Genomic DNA, 25,114 nt, shown 5'->3' with positions numbered 1-25,114 from the left:
GCGGCGTCGTCCCGGTCGCGCCTATAGTGACGTTACGGGCCCGTTACTAATGGAAATTAGGAGAGACGCTGGAGAAGGGCTTTGGCGGCAGAGGGTGCCCGTACCTTGGCCCCGTTGATCATGAAGATGTAGGCATCGCCATTGGCGGACCAAGCCTTTGCTTTCTCCGCAAAGCCGTCCAGCTCCGGCTCGCCGTAACCAGTGACGACGTCCTCGTTCATCCGTTGGAGCCGCGCGTATCGAAAGCTTGCCGTGTCGGCGTCAACGCAGGGAAATTCATCGTCGTCGCCGTAGACTACAGCGACGTCGCGCTCGCGGCAGAGGTCGAAGAACGCTTCGTCGCGGAAGCTCTCGTGCCGCGGCTCGATCGCGTGACGCAGCCGGACACCCTCATGTTGGTCCGGAAGAAGCTCCAGGAAAGCTGCGATGTCGTCGCGATCGAACTTGCGGTGCTTGGCCAGCATCCACAATGTCGGGCCCAGCTTGTCGCCCAGCGCCGTCAGGCCTTGCTTGTAGAAGTTTCCAATGCCTTCGCCGGCGTCGGCGAGCTTTGGCCGGGTGACGCAGAAGCGCGAGGCCTTGACCGCGAACTGGAAGCCTTCGGGCACGGTGTCGGCCCACCCTTGCCAACTCTTCGGGCTTTGGCGGGAATAGAAGGTGGCATTGATCTCGATGGCCGTCAGTTGACGAGACGCATACTCGAGCTCGCGCTTCTGCGGCAGGTCGGATGGGTAGAAGGCGCCGCGCCATGGCTCGTAGGTCCAGCCGCCGATACCGATGCGGATTTGACCCACTAGTTGAGGTCCGGAATCAGCAAGCGATGAACCGTCCCGCGCTCGGTCGAAACGACCTCATGGTGCGCGCCCAGCTGCCTGACGAAGCTGTCCACGAGCTTCGATCCGAGACCGCTGCGTTCAGGCTTGGACGCCGCGGCAATTCCGCGGCCATCGTCCTCGACAACCAGCTCGAACAGTTGCCCAGCTTTGCCCTTCACGGACACGCTGCCGTGTCCCTCGCCATTGAATGCATGCTTGATCGCATTGGTCACAAGCTCATTCACGATAATGGAAATGGACGTGGCCATATCCGGGCTCGCGCTGACCTCCTCCACGTCGCAGACGACGTCGATTCCGTCGCGAGCGATGCCGCGGTCGATCTGGTCGACCAGGCTGCACAAATGCTCGTCGAGCTTGATCCGGTCGAGGTCGCCGCTACGAAGCGCCAGCTTTTCGGATGCGCTGGCAATCGCCTGGATGCGATCGGCGACCTGCCGGAGCGCCGTCTTGACGCTGGGATCCTGCGAGCGCTGGGCCTGGAGCTGAACGACGGCAAGCACCGTCGAATAATTGTTGCGGGTGCGATGATCGATCTCATCGAGAGCCTGGTCGAGGAGCTTCAGCCGGCGCTCTCGTTCCGCGACGCCCTTGGCGATCTCGCGCTGATAGAGCGCCATGACGAAGAGGATGAGCCCGACTGAGCAAGTGGCTAAGATGAACCCGCCAAGCCGGTCCCGGTCGACCCCGTTGGGCGTCAGCGTGGGACTGACGATCAGGTACCATGTGAGGACTTGGCCCAGGAGGAGCGCGATGAGCCCGCTCCGCCATCCGGCGATCAACGTGGCAATGACCACGGCCAGGAAGTTGAGGGCATAGGGAGCTCGGTCGCCTGCAACTTCGGTCAGCCCGAACCTGACAAGCAGCATGGCCAGCGCTGCGCCCAGACCGATGCCAATTTCGATCAGAAGCGCAGTGGCGCGATTGCCAACGCGATCCGGCAAACGCGAATACAGGATCTTGCGAATGTCCGCCCCCAACTCTGCTCGCTACGCGGGCCGAAAAACCACTAATATCAAGACCAAAGCGATTGTCACCGGATAAGGCCAATGGAAACTCTAACCCATGTTAGTCCGTATACTGGAAAGCTCAACGCATGAGTCGAGGGTCGTTAGGACGTATTGTCATTCTCACCGGCGCAGGCGTCTCGGCCGAAAGCGGTCTAGCGACCTTCCGGGGACCGGACGGCCTTTGGGAGGGACACCGCGTCGAGGATGTCTGCACACCGGAGGCATTTCAGAGAGACCCGGCGCTGGTCCATGCTTTCTACGATGCGAGGCGAGCCAAGTTAGGATCGGTGAAACCGAACGCCGCTCACGAGACACTCGCGAAATTGGACGCGCAATGGCCGGGCGAGTTGCTGCTCGTCACTCAGAACGTCGACGACTTGCACGAGCGTGCCGGATCGAAGCGGCTTCTCCACATGCACGGCGAATTGACTAAAGGATGGTGCCGAAGCTGCGACGAGCGCTTCGCTTGGTCCGGCGACATGGGCCAATCCGCCCGTTGTTCGTCCTGCGGCACGGCAGGCCAGGTTCGGCCGGATATCGTCTGGTTCGGCGAGATGCCGTACGATATGGAGCGCATCGACGAGGCCCTGCAGCATGCCGACCTGTTCGTTTCGATCGGGACCTCCGGCGCGGTCTATCCCGCAGCAGGTTTCGTGCAGACGGCCCGATACTGCGGCGCCCAGACTCTCGAGATCAATCTCGAACCGAGCCTTGGAAGCACGTTCTTCGATGAAAGCCGGATCGGCCCGGCAGGGAAACTGGTGCCCGAATGGGTCGATGAAGTGCTCAGCCTGGCCTAATCGGACCATTCCAGGCCGATATCCTCGTACAGCGCGCGATCTTCTCCCCAGCGCGGGTTGACCTTCACGTGCAGGAACAGGTGCACCTTGCGGCCGAGATGTTCAGTGATCTCCGCACGCGCATTCTCACCGATCAGTCGCAGGCGTGAGCCACCCTTGCCGATGACGATGGCCTTCTGGCTGTCGCGCTCGACGAAGATCTGCTGGTGAATGACGGTCGACCCGTCGGGGCGATCCTCCCAGCTCTCCGTCTCGATGGCGGTGGAGTAGGGTAGCTCCTGGTGAAGCTGGTTGTAGATCTGCTCCCGCGTCAGCTCCGCCGCGATCATCCGGTCGGTCGCGTCCGAAACGTCATCTTCGGGATAAAGCCACGGGCCCTCGGGCATCGCGCTGCCCAGCGCCGTCTTGAGCTCCGGAACGCCATCGCCGCTTGCCGCGCTAATCATGAAAACGTGATCCGGGTCTAACCGTTCGGTCAGCTTCAGTGATAGCTCGAGGAGCTTCGGCTTCTTGACCAGATCGACCTTGTTGAGCGCGATCCACAAAGGATGCTCGCGATGCTCAAGACCGGCCAGGATCTGCTCGACCTGCCGATTGAGGCCGGCATCGGCATCAATGACGAGGAGGATCAGGTCGGCATCGCCGGCTCCGCCCCAGGCTGCCGCGACCATTGCGCGGTCCAGTCGCCGCTTGGGCTCGAAGATGCCGGGCGTGTCGACCAGAAGGATCTGCGTCCTGTCGTTGATCGCAATCCCCATCAGCCGCGCCCGCGTCGTTTGCGCCTTCGGACTGACAATCGCGACCTTTTGACCGACGAGCGCATTCACGAGCGTCGACTTGCCCGCATTGGGTGCACCGATCACGGCGACGAAGCCTGCGCGGGTGGTCACGTCGTTCATTGCAACTGCTCCAACAAGGCCGCGGCGGCTGCGGTTTCGGCCTCTTGCTTGCTCAGCCCTTCGGCGGTTGCCTCGCCGACGTTTCTGACAGCGACCTTGACCGTGAACCGTGGCGCATGATGCGCGCCGCTCCTCCCGGCAAGCTCATACTCCGGCACGGACCAGTTCCGGGCAGCCGCAAGCTCCTGAAGGGCTGACTTGGGGTGCTTCGGCGCCAGGCCTTGCGATTCGACGTAAGGGCCCCACGCTCTGCGTATGAAAGCTTCGGCCTTGCCCAGGCCGTCGTCCATCAGGAGAGCTCCGATCAGGGACTCGACCACGTCTCCGACGACGTTGTCGCTTTGATTGGCGCCGTCCTCGCGTGCCTGTTTGCCCAGTTTGATATAGGAGGGAAGGCCAATATCCCGCCCAATTTCGGCGCACGTCTGGCGCGCCACTAGGTCATTGTACCGACGCGATAGCTTGCCCTCGGGCTCATGCGGGAACCGCTCATAAAGCCAGCGCGCAACGACCAGCCCAATGACTCGATCGCCCAAGAACTCGAGGCGCTCGTAGCTGTCCTTGCCGACGCTTGAATGCGTTACGGCACGTTGGAACAGGCCGAGATCCTTTGGCTTGTGCTGCAACGTCCGTTCGAGGAATTCGGCCAGGTCGGTCATTGCCGGGTGCCGTTCACGCCGCTGGCAATACGGTCGCCGCGAAGGGCGCTGAACCAGGTCCAGGGCTTAAGATACTCGGAAGATCCGTCAGTAGACCAGAAGATGACGGTGGCTCGCCCGATCAGGTTTTCCACCGGCACGAAGCCGATGCCGCCTTCCTGGACGGAGAATCTGCTGTCCAGGCTATCATCCCGGTTGTCGCCCATCAGGAACAGGTGACCTTCAGGCACGACGACATCCGAAAATTCATCGGCCCGCGGATTCTCGACCTGGTCGATCACGCTGTAGCTGCGACCGCCCGGGAGTGTCTCATTGAAGACGGGGTAAAGGCACGCGGCCGCACCGTCATCGGTCAGACCTGTCATGGCCGTTGCTCCTGGCACGACCCGGCAGGGGCTATTGGCGGAAATCGGCATCGGAAACGTGCCGGCTTGTTGGCGAGCGATCGGCTTGCCGTTGAGGATCAGCATGCCGCCCTGGACGGCAACGCGGTCGCCAGGGAGCCCGATAACGCGCTTGATGTAGTCCTCATCGGTGCCGGGTGCCCGGAACACCACGATGTCACCGCGTTCCGGGAGCGTGCTGAAAATCCGGCCGTCGAAAGACGGGAATCCCCACGGGAAGCTGTAGCGGGAGAAGCCGTACGGCCATTTGGCGACGAGCAGATAGTCGCCGATGTAAACGGTTGGCAGCATCGACCCGGAGGGAATGCTGAAGGGCGCAAAGACGAAGACGCGCACGACCCAGGCGATCAGCAGAACCTCGACGACCAGGCGCAAGAATCCGCCACGTCTTTCTGTTCTTCCGGTTTTTTCGCCCGATCGGCGCGCAAAGCTTAAAGCCATGGGCGAGCTTGTTTCTGGCCTGCGGCATTGCGTCAAGGCGGGGATGGTTTTTGCGAGCCGCCCGACTATGACGCCGCCCATGACCGCCGACGGATGGAGCGCGATCGACGCGCACGAGGTTCAGACGCTCGAAAAGCTCTTCGAGCAGGATGCAGACAGGCTCTCCGCCTTTTCACTGGAACTGGGCGGTCTCTATTTCGACTGGTCCAAGACGCATCTCGACAAACATCTGCTGAAGTCTTTCGTCGCCGTCGCAGAGAGCGCCCAGTTTGCGCAGACCCGCGAGGCTTTGTTCGCGGGAGCAGAGGTCAATACGACGGAAGGTCGCCCGGCCGAGCATGTCGCCGAACGCGGCACCGGGGCGCCGGACGCGGTGGAGTTGTCGAGCGCCCGTCGCGGACGAATGCGCGCCCTCGTTGATGCGATCGAAGCGGAGGCCTTCGGAGAAGTGACCGGCGTGCTTCATATCGGCATCGGAGGCTCGGTGCTCGGTCCGGCCTTGCTGGTCGATGCGCTCGGACGCCGGTCGGACCGCCTCGAGGTCCGGTTTTTGTCCAACATCGACGGCGAAGCGTTCGACGATGCCGTGTCGATGCTCGACCCCGAGACGACGCTGGTTGTCGCCGCGTCGAAGACTTTCACGACCGCGGAGACGATGGCGAACCTCAACGCGGCGATCGCCTGGCTGCAGGAGGCCGGAGTCGAAGATCCCTTCGGCCGTGTCATCGCAGTCACCGCCAGCCCCGAGGCCGCGATCGACGCCGGGATTGACGAGACTCGGGTGCTTCAGTTCAGCGAGGGCGTCGGCGGCCGCTATTCGTTGTGGAGTGCCGTGGGCCTTTCCGCCGCGCTCGCTCTGGGCTGGACCGCCTTTGAGGAGCTGCTTGAGGGCGCTGCCGAGATGGATCGGCATTTCCGCTATGCTGAGCCGGCCAAGAACGCACCGCTTATTTCGGCCTTCGTCGATCGTTTCTACGTCCGCAAGTTCGATTGCCAGAGCCGCGGCGCTTTCGCGTATGACGAGCGTCTCCGGCTCCTGCCGTTCTACCTTCAGCAGCTGGAAATGGAGTCGAACGGCAAGTCGGTGAAGGTTGACGGCTCTCCCGTTGGTCAGCCGACCGCTCCGGTCACCTGGGGTGGAACCGGAACTGACGCACAGCACGCCGTCTTCCAGCTCCTGCACCAGGGCACGATCCTCGTCCCAGTCGAATTCATTGCCGTAACGGAAGCGGAGGACAGCCTCCCGCCCGACCATCACCGGCAGCTTCTTCTCAACGCTTTTGCACAGGGCGCCGCCTTGATGCGAGGACGGCAGAGCGACGATCCGCACCGGAGCTATCCTGGAAATCGCCCGAGCTCGACCATCCTCCTCGATCGCCTCGACGCGAGGACGCTTGGAGCGTTGATCGCCTTTTACGAGCACCGCACGTTCGCCAATGCGATCCTCCTTGGGATCAATCCTTTCGACCAGTTCGGCGTCGAACTCGGCAAGCAAATCGCCCGCAAACTCGATGAGTCGGCTGACGATGACGCGTTCGATGCTTCGACGCGGGCACTGATCGACCGAGCCGGACTGTGAAATTTATTCTCTGCGCTGCAGTTTTGGCCATTTCGGCCAGCGCATCCGCAGAGACCTTGGCGCTCCACAATGGCCGTCTGTTCATTCCGGCAAAGATCGCCGGTGTCTCCACCGAAGCGCTCCTCGACAGCGGTGCCGAGGGAACGATTGTCGACCCGACCTTCGCAAAGCAGGCGAATCTCCCTAAGGGGGAAGCCATCAAGATCAAGGGCTCGGGTGGAGAAGCACCTGCGCGGGTGATCCCCGGCATTGCGGTGGAAGCGTTAGGCATATCGTACGAGCCCGAGGCACTAGTTGTGACGGACCTCTCCGAGATCTCTTCGAGGCTTCTCGAACATCCCACACATGCGATTATCGGACGGGAGCTGTTCGACGCGTCGCGCCTACGGATCGATATCCGCAACGGCTCGATCGATCCCGCATCGCCGGACCAGGTTCCACCAGGACAGCGCCTTGATCTTGCCGGTCATGCGGGGATCGAGGCGATCCCAGTAACCGTGAACGGCCTCGCGGCGCGTGCCGAGTTCGACCTAGGAAATGGCAGCGAAGTGCTGATTTCGCGCGCGATGGCCGAGCGATTGAAACTGAAAGTCGAAGGCCGCAAGTCCGGTGGAGGCATCGGCGGCGAGGTTCAGCGAGACCTGGTCAAGCTTGACAGTCTGCAGGTCGCGGGCGTGACCTTCCGCGACGTCACCGCGGCCATTGACGATCAGCCAAGCGCCAACGATTTCAACGTCGGAATTTCGATCCTGCGGAATTTCCTGATCACGACCGACTTTAAGGGCCGGGCGATCTGGCTCGAGCCGGTCGGTGCGGTTCCGGCATCGCAGTGATGCAAACAAGTGATTGGCGCGAAATCGGTCCGTGGGAGAGAAACGCGCCACGGAGGACGTGAATGGCTGACTTTGACCTGTTCGTAATCGGTGGCGGATCCGGCGGCGTGCGAGCTGCGCGGGTTGCATCCAGTCATGGCGCTCGAGTGGCCGTGGCCGAGGAGCACAAGGTCGGGGGCACTTGCGTCATTCGCGGCTGCGTCCCGAAAAAGCTGCTCGTCTACGGCGCGCACTTCGCCGAGGACCTCGACGACGCTGCCATGTTCGGCTGGGACGTGCCGCAGAAGCGTTTCGACTGGGCCGTGCTGCGCGACAATGTGCTGGCCGAGGTCGGTCGGCTGGAGGGTGCCTACACCGAGACGCTGACGAACCACGACGTCACCATCTTCAAGGAGCGCGCGACACTGGCTGGCCCGAACGCGATCCAGCTCGCGTCTGGTAAGACGGTGACAGCCGACAAGATCCTCATCGCGACCGGCGCTCGCCCGCTGATGCCCGAGTTGCCCGGCATCGAGCACGCAATCAGCTCGAACGAGACGTTCCACCTGGATGAGCTGCCGAAGCGGATTGTCATCGCGGGCGGAGGTTACATCGCCAATGAGTTCGCGGGCATCTTTCACCAGTTTGGAAGCCACGTAACGCTGGTGAACCGAACTGACGTGCTCCTGCGGGGTTACGACCAGCAAATCGTCGACCGCCTGATCCAGATCTCTATCCGCAAGGGCATCGACTACAAGTTCCACGCGACTATCGAAGCCATCGAGAGAGGCGACGACGGCAAGCTTCACGTCCGGATGACTGGCTGCGATGATATCGAGGCGGATCAGGTTCTTTTCGCGGTCGGCCGTCAGCCCAACACCGAAGGGCTCGGCTGCGATGCCGCGGGCGTGAAAGTCGGCGAAAAGGGCGAGATCGAGGTCGATGACGAGAACCGGACAAACGTTCCGTCGATCTTCGCGGTCGGCGATGTCACCAACCGCGTACAGCTGACGCCCATCGCCATCCGCGAGGGACAAGCATTCTCCGACAGCTTCTTCGGCAACAAGCCGCACAAGGTCGATTACAATTGCATCCCGAGCGCCGTGTTCAGCCATCCGCCGCTCGCCGGTGTCGGCATGACCGAAGGCGAGGCCCGCAACCGGCTCGGAACGGTGAAGACTTTCACGTCCGATTTCCGTCCGATGAAAAACGTGCTCGCCGGCCGGAACGAGCGCTCGCTCTACAAGCTCGTCCTGGACGGAGAGACGGACAAGGTTGTCGGCGTGCACATGATCGGCCCCGACGCGCCCGAAATTCTCCAGGCTGCGGCGATCGCGGTCAAAGCCGGCCTGAAGAAGTCCGACTTTGACGCGACCGTCGCGCTCCACCCGACGATGTCGGAAGAGCTTGTCCTGATGAGGTGATCAGGGGTTTCGGGCGGCGACCACTCGGCTTCCGTCGCTTCGGATCAGTTCGAGTTCGCTCGCGCTGTTCCCGGCAACCTTGAACTTCACGCGCTGCATCGGATCCTCCGCAAAGGCGAACTCGTTCGGTCCGATGGCTACGAGCCGACCCTTCGGCCCGCCTTCGCGCTGAAAGGTCAGCGTGCCGCCGTCATCCGTGATGTGGCGGACGCCGTAGACGCCGACGTACTGCGGCAGCGGCAACGCGGTAGAGACCGGCTTGATCTGCGCTTCGAGAACTCGGGCGCTGCCTTCGAGCACGTCCTTGTCGCGCCCGGTTGCAGCTGCCGCGAGCTTTCGAAGCGCGCTCATCTGCGCGACTTCCAGCGCGGTGTCCTGGCTGGCCTTGATCGTCGGTGCGATACCGACTTTCTCCCAATCCTTGCCGGTCGAAGCGAGGACAGCTCGGCCCACCGAGACGCTGATCACATAGCCGCCGGTGACCGGGAAGAATTCGTTCCGGTAACCCGCGCCGGCGGTCGATTCGCCGACCAGTTCACCAAGCTTGAAGCCGTTCACGTGCCCGATGAATTCTTCGGCCGCGCTGGCGCTTCGGCCGCCGGTCAGGACGTAGAGGGGCTTGCCGGCCAGGCTACCGGTGGGCGTGGCGACGCTCTTCCAAGTGTCACCCTTTTCGCCGCGCATGTAGAAGGTCACGATCGGAGTATTCGGCTTCAGAAAGTGACTGATCATGTACCGCACGGCGTCGGGGCTGCCCCCACCGTTCTTGCGCATGTCGATGATGATCGCGTCGCCGTCCTTCAGGAAGCTCATCGCATTGTCGTAGACGTCCTTTGTCTTCTCCCCGCCCCAGAAGAAGCCGATCGTCTCCATGTACCGGATGTTCCCAGGCAGGACCTTGAGCTGGAGGATCCCGTGGTTGAGCCCGTTCGCGAACCGTATCTCTTCCGGCGTCGGCGGAGCGTCATCAGCGCCTGCGCCCCGCGGACGGGCGGCGAGCTCGGCCGCCTGCTTAGGATCGGGATGCATGCCGAGATGCGCATCGTGCGCCACCGCCGTGAGATCGGCATTGATGCGCTCCGCGAGGACGCCCGGATCGCTGACGTCGTAATGCCCGTCGGCAAGACCCTTGGCCAACGTAGCCGAAAGTTGCGGGCGAAGCTCGGGGAGCACGTAATTCTCGTTCAGGATGCGCTGCACGTCGGCGACGACTGCCTGGGCATCGACCGCAGCCGCGGGCTTTGCTGCGCCCGCGCCCTGCAGTGCCGCTGTTGCTCCCGCCGGGGTGATCGCGATTGCTGCGGCGCCGACCAGAATTGCCATTGTCTTCATGTCCCCACTCCGAAATCAGATGTCGGCGTATTACTAGACTAATACGGCTGCGCGGAGTGCGCAAAGACGCGGCGCTCGGTGCCAAATTTTGGCAACAGCCGTACGACTGGCGGCAGCAAGGGCGGGGCTCTATAGGCCGGAAAACACCTTAGGTGGGGGATTGATGGAATCCGACGTCATCGTCATCGGCGCCGGCCATAACGGGCTGACCTGCGCCAATTATCTCGCGGCCAAGGGGCTGAAGGTCACGGTTCTGGAAGCGGCGGAGACCGTCGGAGGAGCTGCCGTGACCGACGAGTTTCTGCCCGGCTTCCGCAATTCCGCGGCAAGCTACACCGTCAGCCTGCTCAACCCGAAGGTCATTCGCGATCTCGAGCTTGAGCGCCACGGCTTGAAGGTCGTTCTGCGGAAGACCGACAATTTTCTCCCCGGCAACGGCGAATATTTGCTCTCCGGTCGCAACGGCCTGACCCGTAAGGAAATCGCGCGGCATTCGAAAAAGGACGCCGAAGGGTACGATCGCTACGTCGCCGACCTGGAAGCCGTCGTTGCACTGCTCAAGAAATGGCTGCTGCGTGCTCCGCCAAACGTCGGCGCGAGGCTCAGCGCAATTCCGAAGATCCTCACGCTCGGCAAGGACATGGCGGGCCTTTCGCTCGCGGAAACGCGCGTGGTACACGACTTCGCTCTTCGCAGCGCGACGGAAGTGCTGGAGCGCTACTTCGAGACCGATATCGTCAAGGCGCTGTTCGGCTTCGACGGAGTCGTTGGCAATTTCAACTCTCCGAACGCGCCGGGCAGCGCCTACGTGCTGCTGCACCATCTGTTTGGCGAGGCAGCCGGCGTGCCCGGTGCCTGGGGACATGCCATCGGCGGCATGGGCTCCATCACGCAGGCGATGGCGCGGTCGGCGCGCGAGAAGGGCGTGGATATCGTCCTCGGAACGCGGGTCGAGGAGATCATCGTCGAAAAGGGCAAGGCGGCTGGCGTCGTTGCCGGCGGCAAGGCCTGGCGCGCCGCGACGATCGTTGCCGGCGTCAACCCCAAGATGCTCTTTGACCGGCTGGTGCCTCAAGGTGCGGTCGATCCTGATGTGCACAGCCGAATGCACCACTGGAAGGGCGAAAGCGCGACCTTCCGGATGAACGTGGCTTTGTCAGAGCTGCCGAAGTTCACTGTGTTGCCGAAGAAGGGCGACCACCTGACCGCAGGCATCATCATGGCCCCGAGCCTTGGCTACATGCACCAGGCCTGGCTCGACGCGGAGCTCAATGGCTGGACCAAGAACCCGGTCGTCGAAATGCTGATCCCGTCGACACTGGACACGACCCTCGCGCCCAAGGGCAAGCATGTCGCGTCTCTATTCTGCCAGCACTTTCGCTACGATCTCGGGCCGAGCCGCAGCTGGGACAAGGAACGCGAAAAAGCGGCCGACGCGATTATCGCTACGGTCGATTCTCATGCTCCAGGCTTCGCCAAGTCGGTGATCGGGCGGCAGATCCATTCGCCGCTCGACCTCGAGCGCCGGTTTGGCCTGATCGGCGGGGACATTTTCCATGGGAAGATGAGCCTGGACCAGTTGTTCAGCGCTCGTCCGATGATTGGGGCGGCGGACTACCGCATGCCGCTCAAGGGCCTTTATCTTTGCGGATCGGGCGCTCATCCTGGCGGAGGCGTCACAGGCGCTCCCGGTCATAATGCGGCGCAAGCCATTCTCGCTGACCGCAAGCCGTGGAGCAGGCGCAAGCCGTGACCCCGCCGCTCGCCGGAGTCCGGGTGCTCGACCTTTCGCGCGTGCTTGCGGGGCCGTGGTGCACGCAGCTGCTCGCGGATCTTGGTGCCGAGGTGATCAAGATCGAACGGCCGGGTTACGGCGATGACACGCGGCACTGGGGTCCGCCCTGGCACGGCGAAGGCGACAAGCGCGTCGCCGCTTATTTCCTGAGCGCGAACCGTGGGAAGAAATCGGCGGCGATCGACTTCGCCCAGCCGGAAGGGGCAGAGCTGGTTCGGAAGCTCGCCGAACGGAGCGACATTGTCGTCGAGAACTTCAAGGTCGGAGGCCTCGAGAAGTTCGGTCTGGATGCCGAGAGCCTGCGCGGAGCCGATCCGCGCCTGATCGTCGCCTCGATCACCGGTTTCGGGCAGCACGGCCCCTACGCGGAGCGCGCCGGCTACGACTACATCATCCAGGCGATGGGCGGCCTGATGAGCATCACCGGCCAGCCCGATGGCACGCCCGGCGGCGGACCGATGCGTGTCGGCGTCGCCGTGGTCGACCTGTTCACCGGCCTCTACACGACCGTGGCAATCCTTTCGGCCCTGTTCCGGCGAGAGCGAAAGGGGGAGGGCGCGCACATCGATATGGCCCTGTTCGACACGCAGCTCGCCATGCTCGCAAACCAGGCGTCGAACGCGTTGGTCTCAGGCCATGACCCGCCGCGCCAGGGCAACACGCACCCGAATATCGTGCCCTACCAGCCGTTCGAGGCGGCGGATAAGCCGCTCGTGATTGCGGTCGGGAATAACAGTCAATTCGCGAAGCTGGCGGAGCTGTGCGGCCATCCTGAATGGGTGAGCGACGAGCGGTTCGCCAGTAATGCCTCGCGCGTCGCAAATCGGGAGCAAATGGTCGGGCTGGTCTCCGACTGCATCCGTCAGGACAGTGCCGACGCCTGGTTCGCGAAGCTCGAAGCGGCCGGCATTCCGGCCGGTCCGATCAATAACATCAGCCAGGCCCTGGCCGACATTCAGGCGCAACATCGCCGCACTGTGCGGACCTTGGCTGGCATGCCAACTGTCGGATCTCCGGTGCGCATCGATGGTGATCGCGCCGATTCAGACCTCCCGCCGCCAGCGCTCGGCGAGCATACCGATGATGTTCTCGCGCAGCTTTCAATCGATCCAGCGGAAATCGGCCGTCTCCGCGCGGAAGGCGTTGTAGGCTAGGCGCTACTGAGCGCTATCGAGACCGTCGACGAGCACGTCCAGCTGGTTCTGGCAGCCGTTCTTGATCAACTCCTGCGCCGCGTCCGTGATGTCCTGCGGGATGGACGGAAGCACCGCGAAACGCACCGTTTCGGGCGAAGCGCTATCGGCCATCGCAATTTGGTAATCGGTGCCGGAGGAAATTTTGACGGATGCCGGCCAATCCATTGTCGACTTGCCTGCCGGCCAGGTGACGGTGGTCGCCGCGCCGGCTGGACCCTTGATGCTGAGCTTCGCCGCGTCCTCCGAATTCGGGCGCCACATTTTCAGGCCGCTTCCCAATACGCAGACCGTCCCGCTTTGCGTGACGTCCAGGTTCCAGGGGCTGGGGTTGAGCGCGAGGTCGCCGGTGCGCATCGCGCCGAAGCGTGTGCGTTTTGCCGCCGCCTGGGACAATCCCTCAGCGCTCGCGGAGGCGGCCGGGAAGGTACCCGGCCCCCGCAGCGTGCGCTTTGCGCCGGGCGACAGGACAGTGACGCTGTCGCCTGCCTGCAAGGAAATCTTGGCGGTGTCGGGGAGAGCTTTTCCGGGCGGATAGGATTTCGCCGACGGGCCGACGGATCGAACGACGAGCGTCTTGGCCGAGGCGGCCCCGGCGCTGAGGACGATCAAGGCCATTGCTGCAGCAGCCATGTGCGGAATCCGGCGCGTCATCTGACAATCCCCCAATTCATTGAGCGTTTGCGACGTTATATTTCACGGCTTCCTGACCGGTGAGGCATCGCCGCGTCGACTTGTCGCCGCCGCTCGCCACGGCCTTCTGCTTGTACATGACTTCCGTCAGCAGCTTTCGCGACACACCCATCTTGATCAGGAAGTCGTTATCTTCGCTGGCGAGCATGGCGGAGTCCTGTTCGACATCGCCAATCAGCGCAGCAGCCTTGTCCGCGCCTTGCGAAACTTCCGCGTGAACCGCGTCCTTGTCGGCAAGGTGCGTGAACATGTGGACCACGAAATTTCCGCCGTCATCGATGAAGCGGATCGGGCCGCCCATGAAGATAAAATTGCAGGCCGAGAAGCAGGCCCATCCCGGCGGAATGCGCGTGGGGATCCCCGCCTTGCGGATCAGCATGCCCGCCTGATTGCCGACACGGGCATCGCCGCCTGGCGAGCGCAGCCAGATTTCGTCGATCGGGTCGTACTGCTTCAGCGCGTCCCTCAGTCGTAGCGCGGCGTCGGCATCGATCATGCCTTCGGCCTTGAGAATGCGACGAGCCTCGAACTCGAAGAGGGTAAAGCGCATCTCCCGGTACGTCGACCAGTCGAGCGTCCTCGGGCATGATGGATTATTGGGATCGCGCGGGATGGCCGCAGTTGCAGCCTCCGTATCCGCGACCGATACGCCGGCCGCGACCAACAGGGTGAGGAGGCTCACCCTATGCTTTCCGGTATCCGCTTTCGCCCTTTCCGCGGCACATCCGCTTGGGCACAGTGGTCTCTTCACCATCGATGATGACCACGTCCGTCACGGTCATGCACTGCGAACCGTCAGCAAGCTTCTGCTGGCCGGTAACCTTTGACGATCCCGTCACGTTCTGACGGGTTTCGCTCTTCCAACTCACTTCGGTGCCGACACCGCCCTCAAGCGCCTTGCTCGTGGCGTTCGCGGCCTGCCTTTGCTCCTTGCAGTCGAGGAGCTTGAGCAATTCATCGGTCACGAGCGATCCGACCGGGACCAGGCTGCTTGCAACACCACCGGCCCGCCCGAGAATCCCGCCCGTGAGTCCGCCGATCATGCTCCCGAACATGGAGCGCTTGGCTTTCTTCTCAGGCGTGTCCTCGCACTTCCCCTGTTCTTGGGCGCTATCCTGCACGGCCGGAATTGCAGGTGCAGTCGGCACAGCGAGCAGGATTGCCGCAATGGTCATGACGCGAAGCATTGGACTCGTCCCCCTTGAGACGCGCGCAAAGTATGCGCGTGGTTGAAGAGGGTCAATAAATTCAGATTTAATTTGCGGGACTTGGTGAAAGCCGAGATTCGAGCGCTTCGATCCGGCGTTCCAGCACATGCTCGCGCTCCTCGCGGCGAGACGCGATGCGGATGGCCATGGTGATTGGACCGGCGACGTCGACGAGAGCTTTTTGCTCATCCTTGCTGAGGATCGAGCCGTCGGGTCGCGGACCAATCAGTAGCCAGCCGATCCATTCCCCTTCGCTGGCCCGCGTCTGAAGCGGAACACGGATCGGGAAAGTCTTGTCGGACGAGGCACAGACTTCGTCCTGGCAGCTGTTGGGGTCGAATTCCTTGAGCCAGATGGCAGCGTCGGCCTCGCTGATTCCGCGAACGGCCGCGACCTTATTGTCGAGGAGAACAGCAAGGCGCGTTGTGCGAACGCCTGCTTCGACCCGCTTCAGCATTTCTTCGAGAAGATCCTGGGTCGAGGCCGTTTCGCGAAGCTCGCGGACGCACTCGGGAAGGTCGTCCCGAAGCATGACGAGGTTCCGCTGGAAGCGCTTTTCCGACCATCGCTGAATGCGCTCCTGGAGGGGGCTGATGACCACGGTCGCGATAGCTGCCGCGAAGACGACCGGCGCCGTGCTGCCGGTGTTCCCGTAATAGTTGAGGATGATCTGCTTCAGGCCGTCCGCGGTGGCCGCGAACACTGCCGCCACACCCAGCGTGATCAAGGCAAAGTTAGCCGACCGGCTGATGACCGCTTCCGCGTCGTAAAGGCGAAAACGGAGGAGGGCGATTAGAAGCCCAAGCTGAAGAGTCAGGAAAGCGAGGCCAAAGCTCAGTCCGCCCAGCAGCTCGAGAAGCATCTGGCTTCCGAACGAGCTGACGTGAAGCTTCGCTCCATCCATCGTCAGGGCGGCTGCGAGAAAGAATGCATAGCCGGAGAACCCGAACAGCGCCCATTTGATCTGCTGTCTCGCGTCGCCCTCGGGTGTCTGGCGAATGCGGGCGAACAGGGTCGCGACGGCGACGAGCATGAACATCAGAAAGGTCGCGCGGTACCAGTCGCCGGACAACACGAGCAGCACCGGCAAGAGCGCAAGTGCAACCAGAACGAACCGGGGTCGTAGCTGGCCGAAGGGGAAGAGCAGTACTCCGGCAAGCAGGCAGATGTTCCCAAGATCGTAGAGCAGCCGGTGAGCCCATTCCGGAACGTGCAGAACGTAGGTGAGGAAGCCCGCGGACGGCTGCTCCGCAGCGATGGTGAAGAGGATTGCCAGCGAAAGGATCGAGCTGATCAGGTCTTCGGGCTTACGGCGGTGGAGGATCCACGCCGCGAACAGCAGGAACGGATAGGTAATGAGGTGCAGCAGGTCGATGACGTTGAGGAGGATCGGCGGCAGCCCGAACCTGCCGGCGGCCTGGTCGATGTGCTGCTCGCCAAGCTTCGTCCTGAAGTCGCGTTCCGTACCGTCGCTGGAGCGCAGACGGATCGTAAGATCGGCCTCGTCCTCGCCTTCGATGATCGGGGAGAAAAGGGCGTAATCCGTTTCTGTCGCGTCGTGGGGCCTGGCGCGGCCGGCCTTGGAGATCGGCACGACCCTGGCAACGTCTAACCCTTCGATCGCGATGATGTCGTCGCCAGGCCTGACCTCTGCGGCCTTTGCCGCGTCGCCGACGGGGAACCGGACCCTGGTCAGGTCGTCTTCCGACAGCGCAAGTCCCGCACGGCTTCCGACGATCAAGGCGGAGTTCTCCCCCGCATCCGCAAACCGGAACCAAAGGCCAGCGATCGGTCCGACCACTGCCAGCAGCAATGCAGGAATCCAGATTAGCTGGAAAATCAGCACCGACCCGCGTTTGAGGTCGGGCAGGCGATCAGGGAACGTCAGGCGCGGACGAGCAGCTTCGACCCCTGATGCGGAATCCGTCGCCATTGTCGCCAGCAACCCCCGTTAAATCGCCCGCCTCTCAATAGCATGGAGCCCGGCCTGAAACAGGGGTCTCAGCTTTCGATCATGTCCCGATCTTTGCTGTCGCCGGGACGAAGGAGCTGTTGTCCGTCCTCGCCATAGCGGCTCTGGATGAAGCGGCCTTGCGTTTCGAACGCCGCGACATCCGACCGGGCCAGACGCTCTGCGACCTCGGCGAGCGCATCACGCCCGGCATGGAGTCCCTCGACCAGCCTCTCGTCCACGGTTACGTCCTCGCCGTCCTTGTGGCTCCGGAACTCGGCCGGGACATTGATGTAGCGGTCGATCAGGCCTGGCAGGTGCACCGACATCAGCCTGCGAGCGTCCTGAGCATCCGGATTGAGGTCGTCGATGCGCTCCAGTGTCTGCTTGAGCGATGGAAGGACCCTGCTGATTGCATCGATTTCCGCGCGCGCGGGCGCGGGCAGGGCCCCGCGTTGCCGATAGAGATAGGAATCGAAGCGTTGGACCATCGCGCCATTGGGCAGGTCAGCGGCGGGAGCCGTGGCGTTGCCCTTGCCGCTCGGCATGAAGCCGAGGAGCGCGGCGATGCCGATCGCGATCCCGACGGCCGCCAGAAATCCGAACATGCCGATGGGCTGAATCAGTCCGACGATGATGGTGATCAGGCTCACCACGCCAATCGCGACGCCCACACGCGATACGCGTCGGGCGAGGTCTGAGTTCAGCCGCTGCCGTTCGCGCCGCGCGGCCTCGCGAACCGCGCCGTCGCGCTCGTCCAGCTGCCGCATGACGCGGTCGGCACGCTGGATAACCCGATCGAACCTCTCTGTGCTCATTTGCTCTCAATAGGCGTCAGCGGAGAGACGCTGCCCTCCAGCTTAGCCTGGTTCACTCCCTCGGCACGAGCGATGTAGCCCTTCGACTTCTCGACCTCGGACGAAAGCGTGTTGACCGTCTGCTTCATGCTGTCGAGCGCCTGGAGTTTGAATCGGTCGATCTGGTCCATCGTCTCGTAGATATTCTGGAACGCCCGCTGGAGCGTCTCGAGCGGAATGGTCGAGGATGCAGCCTGCTCATGGATCGCTCCCGTCTGGGTCCGGAGCATCTCGCCGGTGCTGTCGATCATGCCCGCAGTCGTCGTGTTGAGCGCGGTGATCTGCTGAAGCACCAGCTTCTGGTTCGTCATCGCCTGAGCAACGGTCACCGCCGTTCGCAAGGCCGAGACTGTCGTGGTCGAAGCGCGATCGACGCCCTTCACCAACTCGACGTTGTTCTTCTTGACGAGGTCGAGGGCGAGATAGCCCTGAACCGTCACCGCCATTTGCGTCAGCAGGTCGGTCGTGCGCTGCCGCGTATAGAAGAGGGCACTCTCCCGGATCGCCTTGGCCTTGGCCGGATCCGTGGCATCGAGCTCGGCCGCCTTGTCTTCCAGCTTCTGGTCGAGGCTCTTGGAGATATGAACCATCTGCTCGAGCTTGTGCATTGTCTTCCACAGGCCGGCGCGCTCGGTATCGATGGCGGCATTGTCCATCAGCAGCTCGTCCTTGCCGTTCGCGAGGCTGCCCAGGATCTTCGAAATGTGCGTCTGCGAGCTGCGATACTTATCGAAATAGCGGTCGATGCTGTTGCCGAACGGGATGATGCCAAGAAACTTCTTGGTCTTGGTTGCGCCCTTCGGGTCGAGCTCCTCCACCGTACGGCGAAGCTCGGTCAGGTCTGCGCCGATGCCGCTATCCTTGTCGATGGCCTTGACCGGCCGGTCGAGGAAGCGGTTGGATGCGCCGGCGGCCTCGGCGATCTCCTTGCGGCCCATGGCGGTCAACTGGTCGACCTTCTTGCCGAACTCCGGGCTGTTCGCGTCGAGGGCGGCGAGCTCCTCGACGAACTGATCGACCCTCTTGTCGAGCTCGCTCGTCTCTTCGGTCTTCAACGGCACCAGGCCAGCGGCTTCTGCCGGCGCGATCGGGTTGAGAGCCTCCGGCGGGTCCAGCTTCAGCTTGGTGTCCGTCTTGGTCTCGGTCGTTGGTTCCGTGGCCATCGTCAAATCCTTGTCATCCAATCGCAGTGCGAGCGAGCAGGGTGGACATCACCCGTACGCCGCGCAAGCGACAACTTCTACTGTATTATATAACTAATACGCCCGCGTTCAAGGCCGCTCGCCGATCGCTCGTTAAGCGGCGTTAACCGAAACTTTGAACCTTTCCCTCACCTTGACCGGGATAGAGGCATGCAATGCGCATCGACTGCCTGAGGTTCGACAGATGATCTCGTCAATCAAGCGCCTGTGGCGCGACCGTCGTGGAAACACTCTTGCGATTGCGGGCGCGGCACTCCCGCTCGTGCTGGGATCGGCTGGTCTTGCCAGTGACACGATCCAGTGGACGCTTTGGAAAAGGCAGATCCAGCGCGCCGCGGACTCCGCCGCCTATGCCGGGGTTTACGCGATCGCATCGGGTAAGTCGGTGGGAAGCTGCAACAATCTGACCAACCCGACCTACGCCGATCCGGTCGCCTACGATCTCAAGAAGAACAACCTTACCGGGATTGCGACCTGGTGCGGTCTGACCAATCCGCCGACTGTCGGCAGCTATACTGCGGACTCGAACGCGGTTCGCGTCGTGCTCGAGATTCAGAAGAAGCTCGCCTTCTCCGGACTCTTCATGAACGCTGCCCCGACCATCCGCGGCATCTCAACAGCAACCATCGTCCCCAGCGGCGACTACTGCGTTATCAGCCTCGAGAACCAGGCGGTGACCGGCATCGACGCGACCGGCAGCACGGACGTTGATCTTGGTTGTGGGATGATCACGAATTCGACGTCGATGTCGGCGGCCGTGGCTACGGGTTCGTCCGATGTTGGCGCAAGCCCGGTTGCCGCCGTCGGCGGAATCCCGGCGAGCACGCACTGGCACACTGGAACCGTGCTTCAGCCGTTTACACTGGCGCAGGCTGATCCCTTTGCTGGCGTGACAGCCCCTCCCGCGACCGATTTTCCATCCGGCGCTTGCCCAAGCGTTACGGTGAATCCGAACACGAGCGCGTCGCTGACGGCGGGTTGCTACAGCAGTCTTAATCTGAAGGGGAACGTTACCCTTGGGTCGGGCACGTACATCATCGACGGCGGCTCCTTCAGCACCGGTGCGCAAGCCAACGTCAGCTGCAGCGGCTGCACCATCGTCCTGACCAACCGCAGTAGCAGTGCGACGGCCACCATCGGCGGGGTCGACATGAACGGTGGCGCTGACGTTGACATGACCGCGCCGAGCTCGGGAACGTACAAGGGCATCCTGATCTACCAGGATCGGCGAGCGACGGCGGACAACTCACAGAAGGTCAACGGTAATAGCTCATCGTCGCTGCAAGGGGCGCTCTATTTCCCTCGCGCGGACCTGACCTTCAACGGAACGACGGGCATGCAGACGAACTGCCTGCAGATCGTATCAAAGCGCGTGACGTTCACCGGCAACAGCGCGGTCAGCAACGTCTGTCCGGCTAACTCCGGCTCTTCCTCGTTCAAGGGCTCCAAGATTAGGCTGGTGGAATAGTCATGAGCACTAAACGCCTTATCCGCGATGAACGCGGCGCATCGATCATCGAACTCGCACTTGTCGCACCTATCCTGGGGTCGCTGCTGATCGGGATGGTCGATATGGCTCGCGCCTATTCGTACAAGCTGAAGCTCGAGCAGTCGGCACAGCGTGCGATCGAAAAGGTCCAGCAGTACCAGACGACGACCAGCACCTACGGTACCCTGCAGACCGAAGCGGCCGCGGCCGCCGGTGTTCCGACCGCCAACGTCACCATCGATTACTGGCTGGAATGCGACGGTGTGCGTGCCACGAATTACAACTCGGTCTGCTCAGGGTCCGCAACTTATGCGCGTTGGGTGACCGTTGCCGTGCAGGGCACGTTCACGCCAATGTTCCGGTCGAAATATTATCCGCGGGCGAATGCCGACGGCACGTTCACAATTACCGGCAAGACCGGAATGAGGACGCAATGAAGCGGCTTTCGATCCTGAAGCGCGACACACGCGGCGCCGCTGCCATCGAAATGGCGCTTGCACTGCCGGTGCTCGTCTCGATGATCTACGGCCTGTTCCAGGTCGGACTGCTCTACCAGGCCAACGCGGGTATGCAGCACGCGCTGGGCGAAGGAGCGCGGTACGCGACCCTTTGCATTCCCAGTAGCGGCGTTTGCACCAGCCCCTCAGACGTCCAGATCAAGGCGCGGATCACCTCCAAGCTGTTCGGGAAGGGTGACGGAGCGTTCACTGTGGCCGATCCGGTGCCCGGCACGGGTTACCGCGACCTCTCGATCAGCTACAGCAAGAAGATGAACTTCATCTTCATCGGGGGTCCGACGATCACTCTCAACCGCTCGAAGCGCGCTTACACCGCTAGCTGACCGCCTTCGCCCGGCTGGCGAAGAAAGCGGAGATGGCGTCGCGCACCTCGCTCGATGTCAGCCGCTCGGAGAAATGTCCGTTCTCCAGCTGCATGCGCTCCAGCACCTCGTCGGACTGACTGCGCCTCAAGAGCCGCTGGGTCAGGCGCAGCGCTTCGGACGGCTTGGCCCGAAGCGCTCCAACGATCTTCGCTGTCACAGCTTGAAGCTGACCCGCGGGCGCGACATGACTGACGAGCCCGAATTCCTGCGCCTCCTCCGGCCCGAAGGGCTCGCCGAGAAGAAGGTAGCGCGCCGCCCGGCGGCGCCCCGCCAGCCGCGGCAGGATCAAGGAACTTGCCGCCTCGGGAACCAGGCCAAGGTCGACAAAGGGCATCAGAAACCGGGTCCCTTCCTCGGCGATTACGAAATCGCAATGGAACAGCATGGTCGTCCCAATGCCGACCGCGTTCCCGTGCACCGAGGCCACCACCGGCACCTCATTCCTCGCGAGCGCCCTTAGCAATCGCCAGACCGGGATGTCGGATCCGTCGCGCGGAAGCTCGGCCATGAAATCGCCGAGGTCGTTTCCGGCCGTGAAGTCCTGACCCTCGCCACTTAGCGTGATCAGCCGAAGACCTTCGTCCGTCGCGGCGGCTTCGAATGCGTCCGCCAGCGCGGCATACATCGCGACGGTAATCGCGTTCCGCCGATCCGGGCGGGCGAGGGTGATCGCCAGGACATCCTCGTTGCGTTCGACCCGGACGTGCTCGCTCAATTGCCCCTCCCTCGTGACGGTGCGAATCGGGTGACGGCCCGCGAAGCACCGGCTATGCGGCTGCAAATCCACCAAAGCCGGGACTGACGCAAACCATGAAATTCTTCGCTGATACCGCCGAGATCGCCGAGATCCGCGAGCTTGCCGCCACGGGCCTGCTCGACGGTGTCACGACCAACCCTTCGCTGATCCACAAGTCCGGTCGCGATTTCATCGAGGTGACCCGGGAAATCGCATCGATCGTAAAGGGGCCGGTCTCCGCCGAGGTCGTCGCCCTCGACCATGAAGGCATGATGCGAGAGGCCGAGATTCTCCGGAAGATCGCCGACAATATCGCGATCAAGGTCCCGCTGACCGAGGACGGGCTGAAGACGTGCAAGGCGCTGACCAGCGATGGCACGATGGTCAACGTGACCCTGTGCTTTTCGGCGGTCCAGGCGTTGCTGGCGGCCAAGGCTGGAGCGACGTTCATTTCGCCGTTCGTCGGCCGCCATGACGACATCGGTTTCGATGGCATGCAGCTCATCGCCGACATCCGCCTGATCTACGACAATTACGACTTCGGCACCGAGATCCTTGTCGCCAGCGTCCGCCACCCGATCCACGTGCTCGAAGCAGCGAAGATCGGCGCTGACGTCATGACGGCGCCCCCGAAGATCATCCACCAGCTGTTCAAGCACCCACTGACCGACAATGGCATCAAGAGTTTCCTCGCCGACTGGGAAAAGACCGGTCAAGAGATCGGCTAGCAAAGAACTGCCGTAGGAACAGACGCTTAGCGGACCTGTTTTCTGTTCATCCAGAAAACGGGAGGTCCGAATGAGGTTATTGCTCGTCTCCGCCGCAGCGGCTGCTCTGTTGTCCGCCTGCGCTACAAATCCGCCAGAGCCGGCAGCACCGGCGGTCGACGTGAACTCGCCGCTCTACGCCCCGAACTATCTCGGAATGGCGGGGAGCAGTGACCAGTTCGAGATTCAGTCGGGACAGCTCGCGCAGCAGATGTCCCAAAACCCGTCGGTCCGGCAGATCGGGCAGATGCTGGTCGCCGATCATACGAACAGCACGCAGCAGCTGATGGCTGCTGCCCAGTCGGCCGGGATTGCAGCGCCGCCCCCGGCATTGCGCCCAGAACACGCGGCGATGCTTCAGCAGATACAGTCGGCTCCTCCGGGGCAGTTCGACATGGTCTTCCGCGACGTGCAGATCCAAGCGCACCAGCAGGCGCTCCAGCTCCACCAGGGCTATGCGAGCGGCGGCGACGTGCCAGCGCTGCGAACGACCGCAAGCAACATCGTCCCGGTCGTTCAGAACCATCTGAACATGCTGCAGGGCCTGCAGGTGATGGCTGCTCCGCCGCCTCCGCCTCCTCCGGCGTACCAGGATCCTGCACGGCCGGGCGAGCGCGGATGATCGCATCGTTGTAGGAAATTAACCGATGCGGGCGTAAATCTGTCCGCATGGCTAGAGTGATCCCGTTCAAGGACCACGCTCTCGCGCATCTGCGTGAGCGCCTGGGTGTTGTCGAGGAAGCCAACCAGGACCTGATTGCCTTTGCACGCGGGCATTCAGGAGCAGTGTCGGCCATCCACGAGGCTGTGCTGGCGGCGATGGAAGCCGACGGAACGGACGATCTCCTTCACGTCGTGACGCAGGAATGGCCGCTCATACTGGGCATCGACGCGGTCTCGCTTGCCTTGATGGTGGGTGATCGGGCTTTCCGTGCGGACTGCAATGGCGTCCACCAGGTCGAACCGCAGCTGCTGTTGCGGTGGATCGACCAGGTTGAGGGTGTGTCGATGCGCGCCGTGCCCCACGGTCATCCACTGTTCGGACCTGCCTGCGAACTGATCCGTGCCGAAGCGCTGATCAGTATCGATTGCGGTGATCGGCTTCCCGCCGGTTTGCTGACGCTTGGACAGCGATCGGAGCTCGATCTCGATGCTCGTCACGGGTCGGAATTGCTGATGTTCCTTGGCCGGAGTCTTGCGGCTATCATCCGCCGGTGGCTGGTGGACCCCAAGAGCTGAGCGATCATCCAGCGCGCGCGCTCGTCGAGCGGTGGGCTGGTCATCTTCTTCATGATCGCAGGCGCTCGCAGCATACCGCGAGAGCCTATGTCGCGACGGCTCATCGGCTGATCGACTTTCTTGGCGCCTATCGCGGGGAAGCGGTCGATGACGCGTCTCTGCTGGTGATTTCGGCGCAGGACTTGCGGGCCTTTCTCGCGGACCGCCGCCGCGAGGGTCTTGGCGCCGCATCGACCGCGCGAGAGCTTTCGGCTGTTCGCAACTTCCTGACCTATGCCGCTGAACAGCAGGGAAATCTGCCGCAACTGCCAAGGACCCGCGCCCCCCGGAGGCCGAGGACCCTGCCGAGACCGGTGGCGCCCGATGAAGCGGTGTCGCTTGCCGAAGATGCCGGCGACGCTGCTCCGGCGGAATGGATCGGCGCGCGTGATCTTGCGATCCTGCTCCTCCTTTACGGCAGCGGCCTGCGCGTCGCCGAAGCGCTTTCGCTGACCGGTAGCGTCCGCCCCATCGGCCAGGCCCTGCGGGTCACCGGCAAGCGCTCCAAGACGCGCGTGGTACCGATCATGCCGGCGGTGAGGGACGCGATCGACGATTATGCTCGCCAGTGTCCCTGGCCGATCGACAAGGACGGTCCCCTGTTCCTCGGGGTGAGGGGTGGACCGCTCAATCCCGATCTGGTTCGCCGCGCGGTTGCCGCGGCCCGTCGGCGCCTCGGACTGCCCGACAGCCTGACCCCGCATGCGCTACGCCACAGCTTTGCGACGCATCTGCTCGCTCGCGGAGCGGACCTTCGCGCGCTGCAGGAATTGCTCGGTCACGCCAGCCTGTCGTCGACGCAAATTTACACGGCCGTCGACGCTGCGCGCCTGCTCGACGTCTATCGTCACGCCCATCCGCGCGCCTGA

26 protein-coding genes are annotated in these 25,114 nt (G+C 62.9%); 13 read left to right on the top strand and 13 right to left on the bottom strand.

All coding sequences use genetic code 11. The annotated features are described in order from the left end of the window. Window positions 1-56: 56 nt before the first annotated feature. Window positions 57-794, bottom strand: a complete 738-nt coding sequence (locus tag ABD928_RS01780; RefSeq protein WP_187714206.1) for a DUF72 domain-containing protein — start codon at window positions 792-794, stop codon at window positions 57-59. Then, window positions 794-1,813, bottom strand: a complete 1,020-nt coding sequence (locus tag ABD928_RS01775; RefSeq protein WP_187714205.1) for a sensor histidine kinase — start codon at window positions 1,811-1,813, stop codon at window positions 794-796. The genes ABD928_RS01780 and ABD928_RS01775 overlap by 1 nt, the downstream gene beginning before the upstream one ends. 116 nt (window positions 1,814-1,929) lie before the next feature. Here ABD928_RS01775 and ABD928_RS01770 point away from each other — a divergent pair, with 116 nt between their 5' ends. Continuing rightward, a complete protein-coding gene (locus ABD928_RS01770; protein WP_187714204.1) occupies window positions 1,930-2,643 on the top strand; it encodes an NAD-dependent deacylase in 714 nt (237 codons plus the stop codon). Here the strand turns inward: ABD928_RS01770 and era are convergent. The 3 genes from era to lepB are packed head-to-tail and all read right to left on the bottom strand — an operon-like array spanning window position 2,640 to window position 5,127. Further along, the gene (gene era / locus ABD928_RS01765) at window positions 2,640-3,542 is read right to left on the bottom strand and encodes a GTPase Era (RefSeq protein ID WP_345165486.1); all 903 of its coding nucleotides are present in this window, start codon (window positions 3,540-3,542) and stop codon (window positions 2,640-2,642) included. The two genes, ABD928_RS01770 and era, sit on opposite strands and share 4 nt — an antisense overlap. After that, the gene (rnc, locus tag ABD928_RS01760; protein WP_187714203.1) at window positions 3,539-4,201 is read right to left on the bottom strand and encodes a ribonuclease III; all 663 of its coding nucleotides are present in this window, start codon (window positions 4,199-4,201) and stop codon (window positions 3,539-3,541) included. Before rnc ends, era begins: the two co-directional genes overlap by 4 nt. After that, window positions 4,198-5,127, bottom strand: coding sequence for a signal peptidase I (gene lepB, locus ABD928_RS01755; RefSeq protein ID WP_345165483.1), 930 nt, complete (start codon window positions 5,125-5,127; stop codon window positions 4,198-4,200). Before lepB ends, rnc begins: the two co-directional genes overlap by 4 nt. Between lepB and pgi the strand changes: the two genes are divergently transcribed. The 3 genes from pgi (at window position 5,126) to gorA (ending at window position 8,861) form a co-directional block, all read left to right on the top strand. Next, on the top strand, window positions 5,126-6,625 hold the full coding sequence (pgi, locus tag ABD928_RS01750; protein WP_345165480.1) for a glucose-6-phosphate isomerase: 1,500 nt from the start codon (window positions 5,126-5,128) through the stop codon (window positions 6,623-6,625). The genes lepB and pgi overlap by 2 nt on opposite strands. Next, window positions 6,622-7,458 carry an aspartyl protease family protein gene (locus ABD928_RS01745; RefSeq protein ID WP_223276202.1) on the top strand — a complete coding sequence of 279 codons (837 nt, stop codon included), beginning with the start codon at window positions 6,622-6,624 and terminating at the stop codon, window positions 7,456-7,458. Before pgi ends, ABD928_RS01745 begins: the two co-directional genes overlap by 4 nt. A gap of 62 nt (window positions 7,459-7,520) precedes the next feature. Continuing rightward, entirely contained in the window at window positions 7,521-8,861 is a 1,341-nt protein-coding gene (gorA, locus tag ABD928_RS01740; protein WP_345165477.1) for a glutathione-disulfide reductase, read from the top strand. Here gorA and ABD928_RS01735 read toward each other — a convergent pair whose 3' ends face one another. Then, on the bottom strand, window positions 8,862-10,193 hold the full coding sequence (locus ABD928_RS01735; RefSeq protein ID WP_345165475.1) for a S41 family peptidase: 1,332 nt from the start codon (window positions 10,191-10,193) through the stop codon (window positions 8,862-8,864). A gap of 163 nt (window positions 10,194-10,356) precedes the next feature. Here ABD928_RS01735 and ABD928_RS01730 point away from each other — a divergent pair, with 163 nt between their 5' ends. Both ABD928_RS01730 and ABD928_RS01725 read left to right on the top strand, forming a co-directional pair. Further along, window positions 10,357-11,946 (top strand): phytoene desaturase family protein, encoded by a 1,590-nt coding sequence (locus tag ABD928_RS01730; protein WP_345165473.1) that lies wholly within the window; start codon window positions 10,357-10,359, stop codon window positions 11,944-11,946. Continuing rightward, a complete protein-coding gene (locus tag ABD928_RS01725; RefSeq protein ID WP_187714199.1) occupies window positions 11,943-13,142 on the top strand; it encodes a CaiB/BaiF CoA transferase family protein in 1,200 nt (399 codons plus the stop codon). The genes ABD928_RS01730 and ABD928_RS01725 overlap by 4 nt, the downstream gene beginning before the upstream one ends. Before the next feature lie 3 nt (window positions 13,143-13,145). On the opposite strand, the gene ABD928_RS01720 is transcribed toward ABD928_RS01725, so the two are convergent. The 6 genes from ABD928_RS01720 to ABD928_RS01695 all read right to left on the bottom strand — a co-directional run bounded on the left by ABD928_RS01720 (window position 13,146) and on the right by ABD928_RS01695 (window position 19,053). Further along, a complete protein-coding gene (locus ABD928_RS01720) occupies window positions 13,146-13,835 on the bottom strand; it encodes a hypothetical protein (protein ID WP_187714198.1) in 690 nt (229 codons plus the stop codon). 16 nt (window positions 13,836-13,851) lie between these two features. Next, window positions 13,852-14,556, bottom strand: coding sequence for a hypothetical protein (locus ABD928_RS01715; RefSeq protein ID WP_223276201.1), 705 nt, complete (start codon window positions 14,554-14,556; stop codon window positions 13,852-13,854). A 1-nt stretch (window position 14,557) separates the two neighbouring features. Further along, complete coding sequence (locus tag ABD928_RS01710; RefSeq protein ID WP_187714197.1) at window positions 14,558-15,061, bottom strand: hypothetical protein; 504 nt, start codon at window positions 15,059-15,061, stop codon at window positions 14,558-14,560. Window positions 15,062-15,128: 67 nt separating this feature from the next. After that, window positions 15,129-17,015 carry a hypothetical protein gene (locus ABD928_RS01705; protein WP_345165467.1) on the bottom strand — a complete coding sequence of 629 codons (1,887 nt, stop codon included), beginning with the start codon at window positions 17,013-17,015 and terminating at the stop codon, window positions 15,129-15,131. Window positions 17,016-17,083: 68 nt separating this feature from the next. Continuing rightward, complete coding sequence (locus ABD928_RS01700; RefSeq protein WP_187714193.1) at window positions 17,084-17,851, bottom strand: hypothetical protein; 768 nt, start codon at window positions 17,849-17,851, stop codon at window positions 17,084-17,086. Further along, complete coding sequence (locus ABD928_RS01695; protein WP_187714192.1) at window positions 17,848-19,053, bottom strand: toxic anion resistance protein; 1,206 nt, start codon at window positions 19,051-19,053, stop codon at window positions 17,848-17,850. Before ABD928_RS01695 ends, ABD928_RS01700 begins: the two co-directional genes overlap by 4 nt. A gap of 223 nt (window positions 19,054-19,276) precedes the next feature. On the opposite strand from ABD928_RS01695, the gene ABD928_RS01690 reads away from it, so the two are divergent. The 3 genes from ABD928_RS01690 to ABD928_RS01680 are packed head-to-tail and all read left to right on the top strand — an operon-like array spanning window position 19,277 to window position 21,422. Continuing rightward, a complete protein-coding gene (locus tag ABD928_RS01690) occupies window positions 19,277-20,560 on the top strand; it encodes a pilus assembly protein TadG-related protein (RefSeq protein ID WP_345165464.1) in 1,284 nt (427 codons plus the stop codon). A gap of 2 nt (window positions 20,561-20,562) precedes the next feature. After that, on the top strand, window positions 20,563-21,018 hold the full coding sequence (locus ABD928_RS01685; RefSeq protein WP_187714189.1) for a TadE/TadG family type IV pilus assembly protein: 456 nt from the start codon (window positions 20,563-20,565) through the stop codon (window positions 21,016-21,018). Beyond that, complete coding sequence (locus ABD928_RS01680; RefSeq protein WP_345165461.1) at window positions 21,015-21,422, top strand: TadE/TadG family type IV pilus assembly protein; 408 nt, start codon at window positions 21,015-21,017, stop codon at window positions 21,420-21,422. The genes ABD928_RS01685 and ABD928_RS01680 overlap by 4 nt, the downstream gene beginning before the upstream one ends. Here the strand turns inward: ABD928_RS01680 and ABD928_RS01675 are convergent. Continuing rightward, window positions 21,415-22,179 carry an enoyl-CoA hydratase-related protein gene (locus ABD928_RS01675; RefSeq protein WP_187714188.1) on the bottom strand — a complete coding sequence of 255 codons (765 nt, stop codon included), beginning with the start codon at window positions 22,177-22,179 and terminating at the stop codon, window positions 21,415-21,417. The two genes, ABD928_RS01680 and ABD928_RS01675, sit on opposite strands and share 8 nt — an antisense overlap. 95 nt (window positions 22,180-22,274) lie before the next feature. Between ABD928_RS01675 and fsa the strand changes: the two genes are divergently transcribed. The 4 genes from fsa to ABD928_RS01655 all read left to right on the top strand — a co-directional run bounded on the left by fsa (window position 22,275) and on the right by ABD928_RS01655 (window position 25,114). Then, entirely contained in the window at window positions 22,275-22,928 is a 654-nt protein-coding gene (fsa, locus tag ABD928_RS01670) for a fructose-6-phosphate aldolase (protein WP_345165456.1), read from the top strand. A 70-nt stretch (window positions 22,929-22,998) separates the two neighbouring features. Beyond that, window positions 22,999-23,589, top strand: coding sequence for a DUF4142 domain-containing protein (locus ABD928_RS01665; RefSeq protein WP_345165452.1), 591 nt, complete (start codon window positions 22,999-23,001; stop codon window positions 23,587-23,589). Window positions 23,590-23,636: 47 nt separating this feature from the next. Then, entirely contained in the window at window positions 23,637-24,206 is a 570-nt protein-coding gene (locus ABD928_RS01660) for a DUF484 family protein (protein WP_345165450.1), read from the top strand. Next, on the top strand, window positions 24,182-25,114 hold the full coding sequence (locus tag ABD928_RS01655; protein ID WP_345165447.1) for a tyrosine-type recombinase/integrase: 933 nt from the start codon (window positions 24,182-24,184) through the stop codon (window positions 25,112-25,114). The genes ABD928_RS01660 and ABD928_RS01655 overlap by 25 nt, the downstream gene beginning before the upstream one ends.

Origin of the sequence: Sphingomonas daechungensis (genome assembly GCF_039543105.1) — a bacterium.
Taxonomy (GTDB): Bacteria; Pseudomonadota; Alphaproteobacteria; order Sphingomonadales; family Sphingomonadaceae; genus Sphingomicrobium; species Sphingomicrobium daechungense.
Note: the sequence above shows the minus strand (reverse complement) of the source record. Positions and strands in the feature narration are given on the sequence as shown.

Coding starts and splice junctions, on each gene's coding strand:
- lepB (WP_345165483.1), bottom strand. CDS start 5,127: ATGGGCGGCGTCATAGTCGGGCGGCTCGCAAAAACCATCCCCGCCTTG.
- ABD928_RS01695 (WP_187714192.1), bottom strand. CDS start 19,053: ATGGCCACGGAACCAACGACCGAGACCAAGACGGACACCAAGCTGAAG.
- ABD928_RS01680 (WP_345165461.1), top strand. CDS start 21,015: ATGAAGCGGCTTTCGATCCTGAAGCGCGACACACGCGGCGCCGCTGCC.
- ABD928_RS01665 (WP_345165452.1), top strand. CDS start 22,999: ATGAGGTTATTGCTCGTCTCCGCCGCAGCGGCTGCTCTGTTGTCCGCC.
- ABD928_RS01685 (WP_187714189.1), top strand. CDS start 20,563: ATGAGCACTAAACGCCTTATCCGCGATGAACGCGGCGCATCGATCATC.
- ABD928_RS01730 (WP_345165473.1), top strand. CDS start 10,357: ATGGAATCCGACGTCATCGTCATCGGCGCCGGCCATAACGGGCTGACC.
- ABD928_RS01710 (WP_187714197.1), bottom strand. CDS start 15,061: ATGCTTCGCGTCATGACCATTGCGGCAATCCTGCTCGCTGTGCCGACT.
- era (WP_345165486.1), bottom strand. CDS start 3,542: ATGAACGACGTGACCACCCGCGCAGGCTTCGTCGCCGTGATCGGTGCA.
- pgi (WP_345165480.1), top strand. CDS start 5,126: ATGACCGCCGACGGATGGAGCGCGATCGACGCGCACGAGGTTCAGACG.
- ABD928_RS01770 (WP_187714204.1), top strand. CDS start 1,930: ATGAGTCGAGGGTCGTTAGGACGTATTGTCATTCTCACCGGCGCAGGC.
- ABD928_RS01735 (WP_345165475.1), bottom strand. CDS start 10,193: ATGAAGACAATGGCAATTCTGGTCGGCGCCGCAGCAATCGCGATCACC.
- ABD928_RS01660 (WP_345165450.1), top strand. CDS start 23,637: ATGGCTAGAGTGATCCCGTTCAAGGACCACGCTCTCGCGCATCTGCGT.
- gorA (WP_345165477.1), top strand. CDS start 7,521: ATGGCTGACTTTGACCTGTTCGTAATCGGTGGCGGATCCGGCGGCGTG.
- fsa (WP_345165456.1), top strand. CDS start 22,275: ATGAAATTCTTCGCTGATACCGCCGAGATCGCCGAGATCCGCGAGCTT.
- ABD928_RS01705 (WP_345165467.1), bottom strand. CDS start 17,015: ATGGCGACGGATTCCGCATCAGGGGTCGAAGCTGCTCGTCCGCGCCTG.
- ABD928_RS01720 (WP_187714198.1), bottom strand. CDS start 13,835: ATGACGCGCCGGATTCCGCACATGGCTGCTGCAGCAATGGCCTTGATC.
- ABD928_RS01690 (WP_345165464.1), top strand. CDS start 19,277: ATGATCTCGTCAATCAAGCGCCTGTGGCGCGACCGTCGTGGAAACACT.
- ABD928_RS01700 (WP_187714193.1), bottom strand. CDS start 17,851: ATGAGCACAGAGAGGTTCGATCGGGTTATCCAGCGTGCCGACCGCGTC.
- rnc (WP_187714203.1), bottom strand. CDS start 4,201: ATGACCGACCTGGCCGAATTCCTCGAACGGACGTTGCAGCACAAGCCA.